At 64.9% G+C, this 16,201-nt stretch carries 17 protein-coding genes and 1 pseudogene; 11 read left to right on the top strand and 7 right to left on the bottom strand.

Going from position 1 to position 16,201, the window contains the following annotated elements:
* Positions 1-11: 11 nt before the first annotated feature.
* On the bottom strand, positions 12-770 hold the full coding sequence (locus tag ACAD63_RS09275) for a sulfite exporter TauE/SafE family protein (protein ID WP_135707012.1): 759 nt from the start codon (positions 768-770) through the stop codon (positions 12-14).
* Positions 771-1,217: 447 nt separating this feature from the next.
* Here ACAD63_RS09275 and ACAD63_RS09270 point away from each other — a divergent pair, with 447 nt between their 5' ends.
* On the top strand, positions 1,218-1,994 hold the full coding sequence (locus ACAD63_RS09270; RefSeq protein ID WP_135707011.1) for an enoyl-CoA hydratase: 777 nt from the start codon (positions 1,218-1,220) through the stop codon (positions 1,992-1,994).
* 27 nt (positions 1,995-2,021) lie between these two features.
* Here ACAD63_RS09270 and ACAD63_RS09265 read toward each other — a convergent pair whose 3' ends face one another.
* Together ACAD63_RS09265 and ACAD63_RS09260 are read right to left on the bottom strand one after the other, a co-directional pair.
* The gene (locus ACAD63_RS09265; protein ID WP_133093001.1) at positions 2,022-2,456 is read right to left on the bottom strand and encodes a MarR family winged helix-turn-helix transcriptional regulator; all 435 of its coding nucleotides are present in this window, start codon (positions 2,454-2,456) and stop codon (positions 2,022-2,024) included.
* Between the two features lie 207 nt (positions 2,457-2,663).
* Positions 2,664-2,828: pseudogene (locus tag ACAD63_RS09260) on the bottom strand (SDR family oxidoreductase); the annotation flags it as partial.
* A gap of 173 nt (positions 2,829-3,001) precedes the next feature.
* On the opposite strand from ACAD63_RS09260, the gene ACAD63_RS09255 reads away from it, so the two are divergent.
* Positions 3,002-3,403: a LysR substrate-binding domain-containing protein gene (locus ACAD63_RS09255; RefSeq protein ID WP_434033816.1), complete on the top strand. Its 402-nt coding sequence runs from the start codon at positions 3,002-3,004 to the stop codon at positions 3,401-3,403.
* A gap of 85 nt (positions 3,404-3,488) precedes the next feature.
* Here ACAD63_RS09255 and ACAD63_RS09250 read toward each other — a convergent pair whose 3' ends face one another.
* Positions 3,489-4,880: a PLP-dependent aminotransferase family protein gene (locus ACAD63_RS09250; RefSeq protein WP_135707010.1), complete on the bottom strand. Its 1,392-nt coding sequence runs from the start codon at positions 4,878-4,880 to the stop codon at positions 3,489-3,491.
* A 383-nt stretch (positions 4,881-5,263) separates the two neighbouring features.
* On the opposite strand from ACAD63_RS09250, the gene ACAD63_RS09245 reads away from it, so the two are divergent.
* Genes ACAD63_RS09245 through scpA form a run of 9 tightly spaced genes read left to right on the top strand, consistent with a single transcriptional unit; the run spans position 5,264 to position 14,000 of the window.
* Positions 5,264-5,746: an MSMEG_0572/Sll0783 family nitrogen starvation response protein gene (locus tag ACAD63_RS09245; protein WP_018004190.1), complete on the top strand. Its 483-nt coding sequence runs from the start codon at positions 5,264-5,266 to the stop codon at positions 5,744-5,746.
* Positions 5,747-5,766: 20 nt separating this feature from the next.
* Positions 5,767-6,783 carry a Nit6803 family nitrilase gene (locus ACAD63_RS09240; RefSeq protein ID WP_133092863.1) on the top strand — a complete coding sequence of 339 codons (1,017 nt, stop codon included), beginning with the start codon at positions 5,767-5,769 and terminating at the stop codon, positions 6,781-6,783.
* Complete coding sequence (locus ACAD63_RS09235) at positions 6,776-7,855, top strand: MSMEG_0568 family radical SAM protein (RefSeq protein WP_133093000.1); 1,080 nt, start codon at positions 6,776-6,778, stop codon at positions 7,853-7,855. The genes ACAD63_RS09240 and ACAD63_RS09235 overlap by 8 nt, the downstream gene beginning before the upstream one ends.
* A complete protein-coding gene (locus tag ACAD63_RS09230; RefSeq protein WP_135707008.1) occupies positions 7,852-8,406 on the top strand; it encodes an MSMEG_0567/Sll0786 family nitrogen starvation N-acetyltransferase in 555 nt (184 codons plus the stop codon). The genes ACAD63_RS09235 and ACAD63_RS09230 overlap by 4 nt, the downstream gene beginning before the upstream one ends.
* Positions 8,403-9,419 carry a sll0787 family AIR synthase-like protein gene (locus tag ACAD63_RS09225; RefSeq protein WP_434033815.1) on the top strand — a complete coding sequence of 339 codons (1,017 nt, stop codon included), beginning with the start codon at positions 8,403-8,405 and terminating at the stop codon, positions 9,417-9,419. Before ACAD63_RS09230 ends, ACAD63_RS09225 begins: the two co-directional genes overlap by 4 nt.
* Before the next feature lie 3 nt (positions 9,420-9,422).
* A complete protein-coding gene (locus tag ACAD63_RS09220; protein WP_135707006.1) occupies positions 9,423-9,710 on the top strand; it encodes an MSMEG_0570 family nitrogen starvation response protein in 288 nt (95 codons plus the stop codon).
* Positions 9,711-9,767: 57 nt separating this feature from the next.
* Entirely contained in the window at positions 9,768-11,063 is a 1,296-nt protein-coding gene (locus ACAD63_RS09215; RefSeq protein ID WP_434033814.1) for an MSMEG_0569 family flavin-dependent oxidoreductase, read from the top strand.
* Between the two features lies 1 nt (position 11,064).
* On the top strand, positions 11,065-11,904 hold the full coding sequence (locus ACAD63_RS09210) for a Pnap_2097 family protein (protein ID WP_434033813.1): 840 nt from the start codon (positions 11,065-11,067) through the stop codon (positions 11,902-11,904).
* Entirely contained in the window at positions 11,901-14,000 is a 2,100-nt protein-coding gene (gene scpA, locus ACAD63_RS09205) for a methylmalonyl-CoA mutase (RefSeq protein WP_434033812.1), read from the top strand. Before ACAD63_RS09210 ends, scpA begins: the two co-directional genes overlap by 4 nt.
* A 155-nt stretch (positions 14,001-14,155) precedes the next feature.
* Here scpA and ACAD63_RS09200 read toward each other — a convergent pair whose 3' ends face one another.
* From ACAD63_RS09200 to ACAD63_RS09190, 3 genes are read right to left on the bottom strand one after another with little or no spacing between them, the layout of a single operon-like run.
* A complete protein-coding gene (locus ACAD63_RS09200; RefSeq protein ID WP_135707003.1) occupies positions 14,156-14,887 on the bottom strand; it encodes an amino acid ABC transporter ATP-binding protein in 732 nt (243 codons plus the stop codon).
* Complete coding sequence (locus ACAD63_RS09195; protein WP_434033811.1) at positions 14,868-15,524, bottom strand: amino acid ABC transporter permease; 657 nt, start codon at positions 15,522-15,524, stop codon at positions 14,868-14,870. Before ACAD63_RS09195 ends, ACAD63_RS09200 begins: the two co-directional genes overlap by 20 nt.
* Positions 15,521-16,189: an amino acid ABC transporter permease gene (locus tag ACAD63_RS09190; RefSeq protein WP_133092855.1), complete on the bottom strand. Its 669-nt coding sequence runs from the start codon at positions 16,187-16,189 to the stop codon at positions 15,521-15,523. Before ACAD63_RS09190 ends, ACAD63_RS09195 begins: the two co-directional genes overlap by 4 nt.
* Between the last annotated feature and the right edge of the window lie 12 nt (positions 16,190-16,201).

Below are 16,201 nucleotides of genomic sequence, written 5' to 3'. Positions count from 1 at the left end.
GTTACGCATTGTCAATGAAGGTAACCCGACGCACCGTCCCACAGCAGCTTCAGCGCCGTCAGCACGAGCAAGCCATAGCAGGCACGGTACATCTGCCGCTGGTCCAGCTTGTCGTGCAGGCGCCACCCCAGCCAGACGCCTGAAGGAATGGCGAGAAGGGAGATCGCCATCAACGTCCATACCGCGCCGGCTGGACTGGCGAGCATCAGCCATGGTGCCGCCTTCATGATGTTGCCGACCGTGAAGAACATGCTGGTGGTCCCGGCATAGACCTGCTTGCTCAGGCCAAGCGGCAGCAGGTATATCGCCAGCGGTGGCCCGCCCGAGTGCGCGACCATGGTGGTGATGCCCGATGTCACGCCGGCGGCCACGGCCTTGGGCGATGAGCGCGGCCGCACCACGACTTCTCCGCCGCGCAAGAACCACAGGCCCACGAACAGCAACGTGACTGCCGCCATCATGATGGCGATAGCCCGGTGGTCCAGCACCCTGAACAGCATGTACCCGACCCCGATGCCGACCACCAGGCCGGGCACCAGCAAGAGCAGGTCGGGCCTGGACCATGTGGACGGCTTCCAGTAGCGCAGGCTGAACAGATCCATCGCGACGAACAGTGGCGCGAGCAGGCCGCCGGCAGTCACGGGATCCATTACGAGTGACAGCAGGGGAATGCCAACGATGGCAAAGCCGCCCCCGAAGGCCCCTTTCATGAAGCAGATCAGGAAGACGCCGGCAAAAGTGACGAGGATGGTAGTGGTGTTCAGTTCCATTTGGCCACCCCTTCGGTCGAGCGGCGGGCAGAGTGGCCGTGCCGGGGCGTATCGCCCGTGATTCCTGCGGCTTGTGTGAAATATGTATGCATTGCAGACCCAGTCATGTTTCCGAACGCTCTCGGCTGCCCTCGGGCAGCGACCTGCTGCGCTTGAGTGCATCGGTGGAGAGACAGGGCTATCGTAGTCCACCGGATCAATACAATATGAATATTGTCATGCATACAGCTTCCCCGGAAGCTGCCTGCGACACGCTAGTCATCAAGGCGAGCGGTGCTTTCCAGGGCGGGCTGGCTCAAGACTTTGCCGGGGACGATGAGATCTTGATGGTCGTCCAGCGCAGCACATTCTTGGTTGATTGCTTCGCACGCGAAATAAATATATACTTCGCATGCGAAGCACACGGATGCCTGCGGCGTCCATCCTCATTCCACCTGGAAATCGACCATGACCGCGGAAATTCATACCGACCTGAGCGACGGCATTCTGACCATTACGCTTGCCCGGCCTGACAAGAAGAATGCCCTGACCAACGAGATGTACGGCGTGCTGGCCGACACGATCGAGGCGGCGCAACTGGACCCCAGCATCCGCGTTGTGCTGTTGCAGGGCGATGGAGACAGTTTCACGGCCGGCAATGATGTTGGGGAATTTGCTGCAATCGCGGCCGGGAAGGGGCCAGCGAAACGACACGTGCATCGCTTTCTGCACGCGCTGGCGAATGCGACGAAACCCGTAGTTGCCGCGGTCAACGGCAAGGCGGTCGGCGTCGGCACCACCATGTTGCTCCATTGTGACTACATCGTGCTCGCGGAGGATGCGCAACTCATCACGCCTTTCGTCAACCTCGCCCTCGTTCCCGAGGCGGCGTCGAGTTATCTGCTGCCCTTGCGCATCGGACATGCCCGGGCCTTCGAGATGTTCGCGCTGGGCGAGCCGCTCGATGCGAAGAACGCCGTTGCATGGGGCATTGCCAACAAAGTGTGCGCCAATGATCAGCTGCGGGCAGAAGCGCAGCGGATGGCCAGCCGGATTGCCGAAAAGCCGGCTGGCTCGCTGAACGCAATGAAGAAGCTGATGCGCGACGCGCAAAGGCTGGTCGCGCAGATGGCGAGCGAAAGCGCTCAGTTCGAGGAGCGGCTCGGCAGCGCTGAAGCAAGGGAAGCCTTCTCGGCCTTTGCCGAGAAGCGCAAGCCGGACTTCACCCGACTCGACCGGAAGTAAGCGGGAGAACGGCCCTGCGGTCCAGGGCTATGCTTCGCCGTTGTCAGTGGCCGGGAACTTTGTCTGCAGGCTCGTCAGCCACCGTGCGACGATGTCTATCTCGGCCTCGGTGAAGCCTTTGGTCAGTTTGGCGTTCAATGCCTTCATGCTGACTTTCGAATGCTGGCGCGCGGCGCGTCCGGCTTCGGTCAACCAAAGCCGCGACACGCGGCGATCAGACTCATCCGGCCGGCGCTCGATCAGCCCTGCCCTTTCGGTCCGGTCGGCAAGACCACTCATTCCCGGTGCCCCAAGATCCAGGGCCGCAGCGGCCTCGCTCATCAGCGCGCCGTCGTTGCCTCCCAGGAAGAACAGTAGCCCTGACTGGGCTGCGGTCACGCCGCCGCCGGCCACGCGCGCTTGCGACCATCGCTGCAGGCGCCGCTGGCCAACATTCAACAGATAGACAAGGCGATGTTCCATACCGTGATCCACTAGGACTTCGAGATTAGTTCGTACGCGAATATACCACGCTCTCGCAAGCCAACTGACTGTCTTGCTCACTGTGCTCCGCGCGCTCATCTGGGAAGCAGCACTCGCAAGGCCGAGCCTCTCCCGCAACCTCGGGACTGCAAAATCGATGAAGGCCCGGAGCTTGAGCGGAATCTGGCCCTGGTCCGCGTACATCAGGTGGACCGGCACGGGTTGCGGTTCGAAGGCCTCAAGCAGCCTCACGAGCGTGCCGGATTTCAGCGCCGCATAAGCCGCCACCCCGGGGAAGGCAACGGTATAGCCGGCGAACGTCGACGTAAAGATCACCGAGCCGCCGCCATGTTTGAGCATCTGCGAGATCTTCGCGGAGCGCGCCACGCGCATCCTGAACGAGGTTGAGGCAGCAGTCACCGACGTGGCAGAGCGGCGCGGCAGCCTGGCCGGGACGCTGCGCATTTCCGCGCCAGTCACATTCGGCCGTATGCACCTGGGGCCGGCACTCTATCCCTTCGTGGCTCAGCACCCGGAATTGGAAAATGGGCATCCCGGCCACCCTGGAAGAGCTGAAGCAGCACCGCGGCATCTACTATGCCAATCGCGGCGCCGCCGACTGGCGCCTGCAAGGCTCCAGCGGCATCGAGATCGTCCGTGCCCACATCGCGCTGCGCGTCAACAACGGCGACATGATGCGTGACGCCGCCGAAGCCGGCGTAGGTATCGCGCTGCTGCCTACCTTTATCGTTGGCGAGGCCATCCGGCGCGGCGCGCTGGCAGTGATCGAGATCGGCTTGCAGGCGGAGCAGGAAGCCATCTACATTGCCCATCCTGAAGGGCGGCGCGTGTCGGCGCGGTTGCGCGCGTTTGCGGAATGCGTGCGGGCGGCGATCGGGAGTCCGCCGTATTGGGACGAGTGGGCAGCCAGCTCGGAGCAAGGCTAAGGTCGAGCGACTGCATACCCCCATTACTGCACTTCGCGGTCGGCGCTGGCACGACTGCGTGAGTATGCGCCAGGCATAGCCTGGACTACAGCATGGCCGAATGCAGATGGTGCGGATCATCAAGCGTATCCGCGACGATCTGCAGCGACTCCTCGATTTCGTCCCGGTCGCCGGGTCCGCCAAGGCAAAGCCGGATCGCATCGGGCGGGTTGCCATCCGTAGAGAAGGCCGCGCTCGACACGGCGCCAATACCGCGTGAACGCAGGTGCAAAGCCAGTTCAGACGGGCGCCAGGCATTGCCGGCGCCCAGATGCAGCCAGAAGTGGAAACCGTCCGGATCGGCGGCGTACGTGCGGCCGGCCAGCACGCGCGTGGCAATGGCCTGGCGTGCGGCATTTTCCTGCCGGACTGCGGCAAGCATCTCATCGGCTGTGCCGTCCTTGATCCAGGTCGTGGCCAGCAAATTGGTAAACGGGCTGGCCATCACGGTGGTGGCGCGCAACGTGCCTGCCAGGCGCTGGCTTTGCCTGGCTGAGGGCGCATGGACGAACGCTGTGCGCAAGCCGGCGCCGAAGCATTTCGACAGGCCGGTCATGTAGTAGGTCAGTTCCGGGGCAAGCGCTGCAAAGGTGTCCGGGGTGCGCCGGGGCAGCATGCCATAGGCATCGTCCTCGATGATCGGCACGTTATAGCGTAGCGCGATATCGGCGAGGATCTCGCGGCGTCCCTGGGGCATCGTGCGCGTGCTCGGGTTCTGGATGGTGGGGTTGCAATAGAGCGCTGCGGGCTTGTGCGCCTTGCAGAAGTTCTCGAAGGCGCTGCCGATCATTCCATCCTCGTCGCCTGGCAGTGCCTGCAGCTGGACCCCGAGTTGCGCAGCAATGGCCTTGATCCCAGGATAGGCCAGTGCCTCAACGCATAGCGTCTGTCCGCCGCGCGCCAGTTGTGACAGCAGGGCAACCAGCGCGCTGTGGATGCCCGGGCAGATGAGCAGCGTTTCACTGGCTGCCGTCGGTACGAGCCGCCGCAGCCAGCCCGTCACGGCCGCACGGTCGGCCGGCGTGCCGCCGAAATCCTGGTAGCGCAGCAGCGTGTACGGATCCGTCCCGGCGAGCAGTGCCGCCGACGATTCACGCAGCCGCGTTGCCAGCGTGGGTGGCTCCGGCGGCATGTTCATCGTCATTTCGGCGCTGGTGCCGGCGCGCAGCGGCACAGCCGGCGCACGGCCGCGCACATAGGTGCCGCTGCCGGCCTTGGCATCGATCAGCCCGCGCTTGCGCGCCTCGCCATAGGCACGCGCGACGGTGGTGTAGTTCAGGTCCAGCGCCTCGGCCAGGTCGCGCAAGCCGGGTAGCCGGTCGCGAGCCTGCAGGCGCCCGTCGGCAAGCGCCTCCTCGATCAGGTCGGGAATGGTCAGGTAGGCGGGCTTGGGGCTGTCTGCAATGCGCTTTGCCCAATGACTGGTCAGGCCGGACAAGATTCTCTCCAAACGGGGCTGCGCCATCGCGGCGCCGCGCAAATGAATGCATGGTGCGTGCCAGTTTGATTGCATCTGAATGGCTGCATGATGGTGCACAGGCCAGCTGGCCGCACCATCTGAATGCGCTGTGCAGCGGCGCGCGACGCGATTCTGGTGCAACTGTCAGGCGCTCTTCGCGTTGCGATAAAGGCATGTGGGTCATGCGATCAATGATGCGATCGATCGCGTGGCGGCTGGATGATCGGCCATTGATCGGAGGGGTGAATCCGCTTGATGGCATATCGGTTGCAAAACCCGGACGTCGGCGGCAGCGCCGGCCCGGTGTGGCAAATGGCGCCGCACCGGCTTATCCGAACCGCAAACCACCACTGGAGCACAGCATGCCCGCAGTCAACAAACCTGCCCATCAGGATGGCGATTTCCTGGTCGATTTCGAAGAGAAGGTATTCGAGGACGTCAAGGCAGAACCCGGAGAGAAGGCGCTGGTGACCTTCCATACCGTGGCCTTCGAGGGATCGATCGGTTTCGTCAACTTGCTGCAGGCCACGCGGCTGCAGCGCAAGGGGTTTGACACCAGCATCCTGCTGTACGGCCCGGGCGTGACCCTTGGCCTGCAGCGCGGCTTTCCGCGCCTGGGCGATGAAGCCTTTGCCGGCCACCTGAATTTCAACAAGCAACTGCGCAAGTTCATGGACGAGGGCGGCAAGGTCTATGCCTGCCGTTTCGCGCTGCAGGCCCTCTATGGCCATGGCGAAGCGTCGCTCATCGAGGGCATCCGCCCGATCAATCCGCTTGACGTGCTGGACCTGAAGTTGCTCCACCGCAAGGAGAACGCACTGATCATCGACACCTGGACCGTCTGATCCAGCGCAGGGGTATCGCCATGTCACAGAAACGCATTGTCCGCGCCGCGGCGGTCCAGATCTCGCCGGACCTGGAAAGCGGGGAGGGAACCCTGGCCAAGGTGCTCGAAGCCATCGACAAGGCCGCGCGCGAGGGCGTGCAGCTGATCGTCTTCCCGGAGACGTTCGTGCCGTACTACCCGTACTTCTCGTTCGTGCGCCCGCCGGTGCAATCCGGAAGCGATCATCTGCGCCTGTACGAGCAGGCCGTGACGATACCCGGCCCCGTGACGCTGGCCGTCGCCGAACAGGCGCGGCAGCATGGCATGGTGGTCGTGCTCGGCGTCAACGAGCGCGACCACGGCAGCCTGTACAACACGCAGCTGATCTTCGACACGGAGGGGCGGCTTGCCGTCAAGCGGCGCAAGCTGACGCCGACCTTCCATGAACGCATGATCTGGGGGCAGGGCGATGCGGCAGGCCTCAAGGTGGCGCAGACCGCCATCGGCCGGGTCGGCGCGCTTGCGTGCTGGGAGCACTACAACCCGCTCGCGCGCTACGCGCTGATGACCCAGCATGAAGAGATCCATTGCAGCCAGTTTCCCGGCTCGCTGGTCGGACCCATCTTTGCCGACCAGATCGAGGCAACGATCCGCCATCACGCGCTGGAAGCCGGCTGCTTCGTGGTCAATGCGACAGGGTGGCTGACAGACGAGCAAGTCGCCTCCGTGACGACCGATCCCGCGCTGCAGAAGGCGCTGCGCGGTGGCTGCAACACGGCGATCATCTCGCCGGAGGGGCAGCACCTCGCGCCGCCGCTGCGCGAAGGCGAAGGGATGGTGATCGCTGACCTCGACATGGGCCTCATCACCAAGCGCAAGCGCATGATGGACTCGGTGGGCCACTATGCGCGCCCCGAACTGCTCAGCCTCGCCATCAACGACCGGCCGGCGGCCACGGTGTCGGCCATGGGCGAATTTCCTCTTCCCACTTATCGGAGCCCCGATCATGCAAGCCAGCGAGACGATGTCGGCCTCGAGCCGGCAGTTGATGACTGAGCTGCAGTCCGTAGGACTGCGGCTGGAAGATCCGAGCGCGGGCGCCGCCAGCCGACGCGGCGGCGCGGGGCCATCCGACCACAAGGCGGTGACCATCGATGGCGTGACCATCATGGTGCCCGTGCATACCAGCACCGCGTGGAACTCGCCCTTCGTCGCCTCGGCGCCGGATGGCAGCGGGCGAAGCGCACTGAAGCGGGGCGCCATTCCGATCGCCGACATCAGCTTCCCGAAAGCGCCCCGCTTCTACGGCCTTCAGACGCTGGACGGCATTCCGTACGCGCAGATCGCGACGCTGCATGGCGCCGATGTGCTGGCCACGACCGTGCTGCAGACCTGCATCCGCTACGAGAGCCGGCGTAAGACCTGCAAGTTCTGCGCGATCGGGCAGTCGCTGGCAGCCGGCCGCACCATCGCCAGGAAGACCCCGGAGCAGCTTGCCGAGGTCGCCCGCGCCGCGGTGCTGCTCGATCATGTCAAGCACATGGTGCTCACGACCGGCACGCCGCCGACACCCGATCGCGGCGCCGGCATCCTCTGCGACAGTGCGTTTGCGATCCGGGCGGCGGTCGACCTGCCGATCCAGGGGCAGTGCGAACCGCCGGATGACGACCGCTGGTTTGCGCGCATGCGCGCCGCGGGGATCGACAGCCTCGGCATGCACCTCGAGGTGGTCACGCCTGCCGTGCGCGAACGGATCATGCCCGGCAAGGCATCCGTGCCGCTATCGCGCTATATGGACGCGTTCGCGGCGGCCGTAGGCGTGTTCGGGCGCGGACAGGTGAGTACCTATATCCTCGCCGGACTTGGTGACACGGCCGAGTCCATTCTCGCCATCTCGCGCCGGCTGGTGGACATGGGCGTGTATCCCTTCGTGGTGCCGTTCGTGCCGATCTCCGGAACCCCGCTGGAAGACCACCCCGCACCGACGCCGGCGTTCATGCGCGAAATCCTGGCGCCGCTGGGCGCAATGGTAGCGGCGGCCGGCATGCGCTCGGCCGACATCAAGGCCGGCTGCGGCAAGTGCGGGGCGTGCTCGTCGCTGTCCGCGTACGAAGGGGTGCCGTCATGAGCCGCGATCTTTGCGTCGAGGTCCCGGCGATCCCGGTGTACCGGATCCGCTGGGCGGATACGCGCCGCGAAAAGGATGCGGCCTATGCATTGCGCCGCGCCGTGTTCTGTGAAGAGCAGCAGCTCTTTGCCGGTGACGACCGTGATGCCATCGACGACGTGGCGCAGTTGCTGGTGGCGCTCAGGGCCGATCCGGACCTGCCGGGCGAGCCAGGCGAGGTTGTCGGCACCGTGCGTATCCACGAAAGCGAGCCTGGCGCCTGGTATGGCTCGCGCCTGGCGGTGGCGGCACCGTATCGTCGCCAAGGGCGCATCGGCGCGACCCTGATCCGCCTGGCCGTGAGCAGCGCCCATGCGCTAGGCTGCCGGCGCTTCCTGGCCCATGTACAGAGCCAGAATGTGCCGCTGTTTCGCCGCCTGCACTGGACCACGCTGCAGGAGGAAGTGCTGTTGGGCCGGTGCCATCACCTGATGGAGGCAGACCTGAATTACTACCCGCCTTGCCACACGCCTCTGTCCGGACTGGTCATCGAGGAGAGGAGGGCACCATGAACGCGGCGGAACTGGCGAAGGTCTTGCGGGCTGGTCGCGGCTTCGGCCACAAGACCGATATCGCGGGGATGCTGTCGGTGTTCAGGCATGCGCTGCCGGCCGGGCAGGGCGCGGACGACCGAGGCATCGCACTGGGGGATGACTGTGCCGCGATTCCGGACGGTGACGGACACCTGCTGTTCGCGGTCGAGGGCATGGTCGGCGAGTTCCTGCGCACCATGCCCTGGTTCGCTGGCTATAGCGCAGTGATGGTGAACGTCAGCGATGTCTATGCAATGGGCGGCCGGCCGCTGGCGGTGGTCGATGCGATCTGGAGCGATGGCATCGACGGCGCGGCCGAAGTCATCCGGGGCATGGCTGCCGCATCGGCCGCCTATGGCGTGCCGGTCGTCGGCGGGCATAGCAATGCCAGGAGTGATGGCGCGCAACTGGCCGTGGCCATTCTGGGCCGGGTGCGCCGGCTGCTGTCGAGCTTCGCGGCGCGTCCCGGCCAGCACCTGCTGATGGCCGTGGACCTGCGAGGTGCCTTCGAGGAACCTTATCCCTACTGGAACGCGTCCACCAGCGCGCCGGCCGAACGGCTACGCGCCGATCTGGAGATCCTTCCCGCGCTGGCCGAGGCCGGATTGTGCGCGGCCGCCAAGGACATCAGCATGGCGGGCATCGCGGGCACGGCATTGATGTTGATGGAGTGCTCGCGCGTCGGCGGACGGATCGACCTCGACGCCGTGCCAATGCCACCGGATGTGCCGTTGCTCCGTTGGCTGAGCGCTTTCCCAAGCTATGGGTTCCTGCTCGCCGTGGACGAAGGCCATCTCGCGGAAGTCACGGCACGTTTCCAGTCGCGCGGCATCGCGTGCGCGTCCATCGGCCAATTCGACGGCACCACGCGCGTGTCGATCGCCCACGGGGGCGAGTCGGCCTTGCTGTGGGACTTTGCCAGGGCCGCCTTCATCCTGCCTGAACAGACAGCGGGTTTCGAAGAGCCGGAACCCGTCACGCCGGGAGCGTAAGCCATGCCTGTTACCCATTTCCGGATCCGCTGGCCGGACCAGAGCGAAGCGGTTTGCTATTCGCCGTCATCGGTGGTGATGGCGCATCTCGACGCGGGCCGCACCTATCCGCTCGCGGAGTTTGTCCACCTGACCCGCGCGGCCCTGGTCGAGGCGTCCGAGCGCGTGCGCACGAAGTATGGCTACGCGTGCTCATCCGCCATGGACCAGTTGCAGGCCATTGAAGCGGTCGCCGCAAGATTCCACGACCAGCCGGATGCCACCGTGCAGGTGATCGGCTTCGGTCATTAGCCAGCATTGACGGCTGCCACCGCGGCCGGACCCTAATCGCATCAAGGAAACCACGCCATGACACGCAACAGCATCGATACCCCCATTAAAACCCCCATTAACGCGGAACCCCGTCATCTTCCGGTGATCGTGGTAGGCGGCGGCCAGGCCGGCCTGTCCGTCAGCTACTACCTGAAGCAGGCCGGGATCGAACACCTGGTGCTGGAAAAGCACACGCTCACCCATACCTGGCGCACACAGCGGTGGGACGCCTTCTGCCTGGTCACGCCGAACTGGCAATGCGCGCTGCCGGGGCATCCGTACCGCGGGGACGATCCGCACGGCTTCATGAGGAAGGATGAGATCATCGCGTACCTGGACGGGTTCATCCAGTCCGTCGCGGCACCGGTGCTCGAACATACCGCGGTGCTGAGCGTCAAGCCGAGGCCGCAGGGCGGGTACATCGTCACGACCAGCCGCGGCGTCTTCAGCGCCGACCAGGTGGTCGTCGCTTCCGGCGGCTACCACACGCCGATCGTGCCGCGCATGGCCGAGCGCCTGCCCGCTTCGATCCGCCAGATCCAGTCGGCCGACTACCGGAACCCGCAAGACCTGCCGGAAGGCGCTGTGCTGGTAGTGGGGTCCGGGCAGTCGGGCGCCCAGATTGCCGAAGACCTGCATCTGGCCGGCCGCGACGTCGTTCTGGCGGTCGGGGAAGCGCCCCGCTGCGCGCGCTTCTATCGCGGCCGCGATGTGGTCGACTGGCTCGCCGACATGAAGTACTACGACCTGCCCGTCACCGAGCATCCGCTGCGCGAAGGCGTGCGCGACAACACCAATCACTATGTGACCGGCCGCGACGGCGGCCGCGACATAGACCTGCGCAAGTTTGCCACCGAGGGCATGCAGTTGTACGGGGTGCTGGAGGACTACTGCGACGGGCAGCTGCATTTTGCGCCGGACCTGCGCCAGAGCCTTGACGATGCCGATGCGACCTACAACCGCATCAACGCAAGCATCGACAAGTTTATTGCCGAGCGCGGCATCGATGCGCCGCCGGCCAGTATCTATGCGCCGGTATGGACGCCAGAGGCGGAACGCACCACACTCGATCCCCGTGCGGCGGGGATCAGCACCATTATCTGGAGCATCGGGTTCCGACCCGACTTCAGCTGGCTGGAGGTCCCGGTCTTCAACGGCCGCGGCTATCCGGGCCACGAGCGTGGCGTGACTGCGCATGCCGGCCTGTATTTCCTTGGCCTGCCGTGGCTGCACACGTGGGGGTCGGGGCGCTTCTCGGGCATCGCGCGCGATGCAGAGTACCTGGCCGGCCTGATCGCCGCATACGGGCCCGGCGCCGCACTGGCAGCGTGAAATGGAGACCGTCCGCTCGCATCATATCGCCGGTATGCCGCAACTGGCCTACACCGGCCTGTCGGAAAACTGGTTGCTGAAGACCTGCGGCGACCTGCACTGGCGCCAGTTGGCCGCGGGCTGCGGCCTGGCAGTACCGGACTTTCGTGACGGCGAGGGCAATCCTGTCTATGCGGCCTTCACCGCCGTACGCGTACGCGATGCAGCGCTGGAGAGGATCGGCGAGCACGGCACCTTCACACTGGACTCGGCCGGGTTGCCGGCAGGCGGCGCGAAGCGCCTCAGCCAGCATGCCGTGGCGTCGCTGGACGGCACGCGCTGCGCGACCGTCACCATGCTGTCGACCTTTATCCGGCGCACGCGCGAGCGGGACAATCGCTCGGTCGTACGCGCGATGCCGTCCGTGGCAACTGGCTGGAACAACGCGGCAACCACGAGCGAGGCGGCGGCGCTATCACAGCTCGCACGGCGCTTTCGCAGTGGGGATTGGGGTACGCATCTCGGGTTGCGCCAGCAGCAGGATGGCGTCAACCATGTCGTCGACTTCCTGCCATGTCCCTACAACGACTTCAACGGCGCCGACCTGATGTACTTCGCCAGCTTCCAGGCGATGGTGGACCGCGCGGAGTGGCAATGGCGCAGCCATGCGGAACCGCCAACCTTGGCCGCGCGGGACCTGTTCTTCCATGGCAACGTCAATGTCGGCGAGGCACTGGAGCTGACCTTCGCGGCCCTGCGCGAAGACGAGTCGGGACTGGCGCACTGGTGCGAGGTCCGGCGCGCTGCGGATGGCGAGAAGATCGCGGATATCGTGACCCGCAAGCGCTGGAGGCAGCGATGAGCCAGGAGTGGAATGAGCCGCGCTTCGGCGTGGACCTGAAACCCGTCTACGGCCAGGAGGACGTTGTCGGCCTGAGCCACCTCGGCGGCATGCCTGGCGAGGCGCCATTCGTGCGCGGGCCTTACCCGACCATGTACCGGCAACGCCCGTGGACCATCCGGCAGTACGCCGGGTATGGTGACGCCGCGACGTCGAACCTGGCGTATCGCGAGGCCCTGAGGCAAGGGGCGCAGGGCCTGTCGGTTGCGTTCGACCTGCCAACCCATCGCGGCTACGATTCGGACGATCCGGAGGTGGCGGCCGACGTCGGCATGGCTGGGGTGGCGATCGACTCGGTCGACGACATGCGGCGCCTGTTTGACGGCATACCGCTGGATCGGGTTTCCGTGTCGATGACCATGAGCGGTGCGATACTGCCCGTTCTGGCGGCATTCCTGGTCGTGGCCGAGGAAGCGGGAATTCCCTTCGAACGGCTGCGTGGCACCATCCAGAACGACATCCTGAAGGAGTTCATGGTCCGCAATACCTGGATCCATGCCCCGGAGCCGTCGCTGCGCATTGCGGCGGATGTGGTCGAATGGCTCGCCAGGCACGCGCCGAAATTCCACGGCATGTCGATTTCCGGCTACCACTTCCAGGAAGCCGGGGCGGATCCGGCGCTGGAACTTGCCCTGACCTTGGCCAACGCGCGGACCTATGTCGATGCGCTGCGCGCCCGGGGTCTCGATGTCGATGCCTTCTGCGGTGGGCTGAGCTTCTTCTTCGGCGTCGGCAAGCAGTTCTACAAGGAGATTGCCAAGCTGCGCGCCGCCCGGCTCTTGTGGCACGACATCGTCCGTGCACGAGGCGGCACCACTGCCCAGGCCGCGGCGATGCGCATGCACTGCCAGACATCGGGCTGGACGTTGGCGGCGCAGGCACCGCACAACAATATTGCCCGCACCACGATCGAGGGCATGGCCGCAATCTTTGGCGGCACGCAGTCGCTGCACACAAACGGCTTTGACGAGGCTCTGGCGCTGCCCAGCGTCGAAGCCTCGCGTATCGCGCGTGACACGCAGTTGATCCTGCAGCACGAATTCAGTCTTTGCGACGTGGCGGATCCGTGGGCCGGGTCCTACCTGATCGAGTCATTGACGGGGCGCATGGCCGATACCGTCCGCTCGATCCTCGCAGAGATCGATGCGCATGGGGGCGTGCTCAAGGCGCTGGAATCAGGCTGGGTGCAGCACCGCATTCACCGCAATGCCCTACGGACACAGGCGCGGATCGATGCGGGAGAGGAGGTCGTGGTGGGGGTCAATCGTTTCCAGGCCGACGAAGAAGCACTACCAGCGTGCCTGGAGATCGACGGAGGCCGCGTTCGCGCCGAGCAGGCAACTCGACTGGCGGCATTGCGGGCAAGGCGGGACGAGCACACAGTCAAACAGGCGCTGGGCGCACTGGCGGAAGCTGCGCGACGGGGCGGCAGGAACTTGCTGGACTGCGCCATTGACGCCATGCGCTGCCGGGCGACGGTCGGCGAATGCACGCGCGCCTTGCTTGATGTCTGGCCGCGCTACGCAGCGCAACCGGGCTACGACAAGGCGCACTACGGCGCTACCCGTGAAGGGAGTCCGAACTGGGCGGCGGCTTGCGACCGGGTCAGGCAGCTGAGCGCGATACTTGGACGCGCGCCGCGAATCCTGGTGGCAAAGCTCGGGCAGGATGGGCACGATCGCGGCGCGAAGGCTGTCGCCGCCGCCCTGAGCGATGCCGGGTTCCTGGTCCGGCTTACGCCATTGTTCCAGTCGGCCGAGGCCATTGCGGCGCAAGCGTGCGATGGCGACTTCGATGCCATCGGCATCTCGACGCTCGGCGGTGCACATCTTGCCCAGGTTTCCATGTTGTTCAAGGCCCTTCGCCAGCGCGGGGATACTGTGCCGGTGTTTGTTGGCGGGATTATTCCGGCGCCGCACAGGCACACCTTGCAGCTGGCAGGCGTCCGTGGCATCTATGGTCCAGGGACGCCACTGGAGCGAATCGTCACAGAGATCGTGATGGTGCTGACCGCGCAACACGATAGACAGCGTGCGGTCGCAGCGGAGCACCGGTGACCACAGCGGCTTACTGAGCAGGCCGGAAGCTGTGCCGGTAGGCAACGAGCGGTGAACTCGCCCGTTCTCGAGGAGCTAGCTGGCTGCTGAAGTCGAGGGTCGCCCGGTCAGCAATCCCCACGATGCATGATGCAGTTTGCGCGGCAGGTGGCAGGTCAAGCCTCAACCATTCCCAAGAACTGCTGCAGTTCGTGCGTCTGTGGCCGGCCGAACACTTCATTGGGCGCGCCGGTTTCGTGGACCTTGCCCTGATGCATGAAGACTACGCGGTCGCACACCTCGCGCGCGAAGCGCATTTCGTGCGTCACCATCAGCAGGGTCATGCCATCGGCCGCGAGACTGCGCACAACCTGCAGTACCTCGTTAACAAGCTCTGGATCCAGCGCGGAGGTGATTTCGTCGCATAGCAGCGCGGTTGGCTGCATGGCAAGCGCGCGAGCGATGGCGACACGTTGCTGCTGACCGCCAGACAGTTGGTCCGGATACGCATCGAACTTGGCAGAAAGCCCGACCCGTGCCAGGTTCAGTTCGGCCAGTTCACGGGCCTCGGCCTGCGACGCGCCCTTGACGATCATGGGCGACAGCATCACGTTGCGCCCGGCGCTGAGGTGCGGAAACAGATTGAACTGCTGGAAAATCATGCCTACCTTCAGCCGCAGCGCGCGTAATTGCAGTTCGCTGTCGGCCAGGTGAGCACCGGCCACCGTGATGGCGCCCGAATCGATGCTTTCCAACCCGTTGATGCAACGTAGCAGCGTGCTCTTGCCCGAGCCACTCCTGCCGATAATGGCGATGACTTCGCCAGGTTCGACGGAGAGCGAAACGCCCTTCAGCACCTCGTTGCTGCCAAACGACTTGCGAACCTGATCAATGGCGATAAGCGGCATGGAATTTCCTCTCCAGCATCTTGCTGTATTGCGAAAGCGGCCAGCACAGCGCGAAGTACATCAGCGCCACGGCGGCATATACGGTAAAGGGTTGGAATGTGGCGTTCACAATCATCGTGCCCGCCTTGGACAGCTCGGTGAAGCCGATGATCGACGCTAGCGCCGTGCCCTTGATGACCTGGACACCAAAGCCAACGGTCGGTGCCACGGCAATCCGCAAGGCCTGTGGCAGGATCACGTAACGCATCTGCTGCACGTAGTCCATGGCCAGGCTGCCTGAGGCTTCCCACTGGCCGCGCGGTATGGCTTCCACGCAGCCGCGCCAGATTTCGGCCAGGAAGGCCGACGTCCACAGCGTTAACGCAAGCCCGGCGGCCAGCCACGCTGGCACCTCGATGCCAAACAGTGCAAGTCCGAAGAAAGCGAGGAATAGCTGCATCAGGAGCGGCGTACCCTGGAAAAGCTCGATATACGCCTGCGCCAGGCGTCTTGCTACCGGGCGCTTGCCGGTACGCATCAACAGCACGAGGAGGCCAACGAGGCCACCGCCCACGAACGCAACCAATGACAGCAGCACCGTCCAGCGTGCTGCCAACAGCAGGTTGCGGACGATATCCCACAACGTGAACTCGATCATCCCGCCCTCCGCGCAAAAAGCTGCCGGCCAACGCCGCGCAGCAATTGCCGCAGCACGAGGGCAAGAAGAAGATAGATCGCTGTGCTCACGAGATAGACCTCAAAAGCGCGGAAGTTTCGCCCTTGGATGAAATTGGCCGCATACGTCAGGTCTTGCGCTGCGATCTGCGAACAGACAGCCGATCCGAGCATCACGATCACAATCTGGCTCGACAGCGCTGGCCAGATCTTCTGCAATGCCGGGCGCAGCACGACGTGCCGGAACACCTGGAATGGTGACATGGCCAGGCTCGCGCCGGCTTCGAACTGCCCGCGCGGGGTGGCAGCCAGGCCGGCGCGCACGATCTCGGTACCGTAGGCGCCCAAGTTGATAACCATGGCCAGCGATGCCGCCACCATTTCGGGCAGATGCACGCCAAGGCTGGGCAGCCCGAAGAAGATGAAGAACAGCTGGATCAGGAACGGCGTGTTCCGGATCAGCTCCACATAGGTGCTGACCACGGGGCGAAGCCAGGCGGGTCCCTGGGTCTTGGCCCAGGCACCCGCCAACGCCACGGCCACGCCAAGCACACCGCCCGTCAGCGTGAGCTGCGCCGTGACCGCGATGCCCTTGAGCAGCACGTCGGTGTAATCCAGCACCGACACGAAATCGAACGCGTAAGCCATGCTTCTACCTCG

The sequence above is a fragment of the Cupriavidus sp. a3 genome, from assembly GCF_051015765.1.
In the GTDB taxonomy this organism is placed as follows: Bacteria; Pseudomonadota; Gammaproteobacteria; order Burkholderiales; family Burkholderiaceae; genus Cupriavidus; species Cupriavidus oxalaticus_A.
Note: the sequence above shows the minus strand (reverse complement) of the source record. Positions and strands in the feature narration are given on the sequence as shown.